Source organism: Streptococcus sp. 1621, assembly GCF_013276615.1.
Lineage (GTDB): Bacteria > Bacillota > Bacilli > Lactobacillales > Streptococcaceae > Streptococcus.
The window spans coordinates 1-1866 of sequence record NZ_VMLJ01000021.1 but is presented as its reverse complement, the minus strand read 5'-3'; the positions used below and the strand labels follow the sequence as shown (position 1 = coordinate 1866).

At 38.2% G+C, this 1866-nt stretch carries 2 protein-coding genes; both read right to left on the bottom strand.

Going from position 1 to position 1866, the window contains the following annotated elements; genetic code table 11:
- Positions 1 to 258: ATP-binding cassette domain-containing protein (locus HT697_RS05050; protein ID WP_173262429.1), on the bottom strand; the 258-nt coding region annotated here is incomplete at its 3' end.
- Between the two features lie 160 nt (positions 259 to 418).
- Positions 419 to 1330 carry an Rpn family recombination-promoting nuclease/putative transposase gene (locus HT697_RS05045; RefSeq protein WP_173262426.1) on the bottom strand — a complete coding sequence of 304 codons (912 nt, stop codon included), beginning with the start codon at positions 1328 to 1330 and terminating at the stop codon, positions 419 to 421.
- Positions 1331 to 1866 lie beyond the last annotated feature (536 nt).

The following is a 1866-nucleotide window of genomic DNA, read 5'->3' as shown; positions in this document are numbered from 1 at the left end:
GACTTCGTCAGTCTTATCTGCAACCTCAAAACGGCTATCTTGGGCTAGGTAAGACAGAGAAATATCTTTTTTCTTATTGATTTCTCCGCTAGTTGTCTCCTCTTCTCCAACTAAAATCTTCAAAAGAGTAGACTTACCTGCACCATTTTTCCCAACAAGGGCAATCCGATCTCGTTCATCAACCTGTAGGTTGATATTATCAAAAAGAACCTCTCCTGCAAAAGAACGTTCAATTTTATTAGCTTGTAAAATAATCATACAAGTAGTATAGCATGTTTCCCTAAGGCATTCAAGACAATCGTCTTAACCCAAATATCCTAGAAAAACCGGCTCTGCTTATTCTTGGTATTAAAAAGTATTTGGATTATAAACTCTACTTATTTTTTTGCAAGATAGCTAGCTAAACATTTTCGCTCGTTTACAAGAGTGACTCAAACTCAGCGACAGTCATTCCTAACTGCTGGCTGGCAAATTCAGAAGTTAAAACATGTTGACGAACCATGTCTAAGAAGGCAAAAAGTTTTCCACGTTCTAAACCTTGTTCTAAACCTTGTTCTAAACCTTGTTCAACCCCCTCAGCCCTAGCGGTTTCCAAAGCATAGTCCTGTGCTAACAAGGCTTGTTCTTCTCGCATACGTAGTTGACTAAACATTTTTCTATCCTCCTCGGACCAGCTCTTGTAGTCCAGCAGTTGGTCTGCTTGGCTGATGGCTCGCTCGGGTTGTTGGGTAAAGGGCTTATTACCAAAAAACTCCAACCACGGCTTGCGAACCTCGTCTTTGCTGGTTTCTCTGTATTTCTTTAATTCCAAGAATGCCATCTTGACTAGATGGTTTTCTTGTCCATTGTTTGTGATGGTTAAGACTTCACCTGTCGTGTCTTCGCGCATACTGAAACTGTGAAAAGCTAGGTCATCTGAAAAGTAATTGCTGTCCACAATTGCGATTGCGTAAACAGGTGCAATATGCTTGTAACTCTGGTGTGTATCACCTTCACGTTGGCGAATTTTTTCAAGATTTTGATTGACCTGACTGCACAAGTAAGCCCACAAACGATTGATGAAAAAATTCTGATGATGAACCTGAATTTCGATGATAACTTGCGTACCATTATCCAACTCCGCCAAAACATCTATACTTGTATAGAAATCCTGTGCCGAGTACGGTAAGGAAGGAAAGACGTGAATGTTGCTTCCCTCCAAAATGGTCACATTTTTTGCTGGCAAGTCCAACATATCGCGAATAAATTGACAAGTGATTTCTGGATTGCTAAAGATTTTCTTAGCAACCAAGTCATTGGTTGGGCTAATGCCCGGATGACGTACAGTCATGTTTGCTCTCCTTTCATTATAGCACATTTTTTAATCTAATTTACTAGATTTGATGCTTCTATCTATTTATTCGGAAAAAGAGTAGAAAAAACAAAAGAAATTCAAACTTTATAGCAAAAAGAAATAAACTCTGAACAAATAGGATAGTAAAGTCGAATCAATTTCTAGCAATGTTTTATAAGTTATAATGTTCTGTTCTGAATTTAAGATAACATATAATTTAAAGAGACTGGACCAAAACTCAACTTCCGGAGAAAATAAAGTAAATCTTCCCACAATAAAACGAAAACGCATAGTCTCAAGTTTTGAACACCTGATACTATGCGTTTTTCTGATTTGAGAGGCTTTTTCTCAGCCTCTTCTTAATCTTATACTCAATGAAAATCAAAGAGGAAACTAGCCGCAGGTTGCTCAAAGTACTGCTTTGAGGTTGTAGATAAGACTGACGAAGTCAGTTACATATATCTACGGCAAGGCGACGTTGACGCGGTTTGAAGAGATTTTCGAAGAGAATGAGTTTATTTTTTACCGGACTT